1 pseudogene is annotated in these 495 nt (G+C 31.7%); it reads left to right on the top strand.

Annotation, left to right across the window (positions count from 1 at the left end):
• Positions 1 to 356, top strand: a pseudogene (locus HGB55_RS15345) (galactokinase); the annotation flags it as partial.
• Positions 357 to 495 lie beyond the last annotated feature (139 nt).

Raw genomic sequence — 495 nt, 5'->3', positions numbered from 1 at the left:
TGTATGTTGTTGAAGAAAAGGAACGAGTGTTGAATTCAGTAGAAGCGTTGAAAAATAATCGATTAAAAGAGTTGGGAGATTTAATGTATCACACACACGAGGGTTTACAACATTTATATGAAGTAAGCTGTCCGGAATTGGATTTTTTAGTTGATTTTTCAAGACAATACAATGAAGTTATTGGCGCACGTATGATGGGTGGCGGTTTTGGAGGATGTACCATAAATATAATTCATAAAGAAGCTGTAGAAGAATTTATTGAAGCAGCATCAGAAGCATATTTTAAAAAATTCAATATAAAATTAACAGCTTTTGAAGCAAATCCTAGTGAAGGAACAACAATTATAAATAATTAACTATACATAAATTTATTATGACAGCAGGTTTTAGTATTTGGGACTACTTAATTTTTATAGCATATGCCGTATTAATATTAGGGGTCGGTTTATGGGTGTCAAGAGACAAGAAAGGGCATCAAAAAAATGCAGAAGATTA

Origin of the sequence: Lutibacter sp. B1 (assembly GCF_012524075.1) — a bacterium.
In the GTDB taxonomy this organism is placed as follows: Bacteria; Bacteroidota; Bacteroidia; order Flavobacteriales; family Flavobacteriaceae; genus Lutibacter.
The sequence above is the reverse complement of the archived record's forward strand: the minus strand, read 5'-3'. Positions and strand labels throughout refer to the sequence as shown.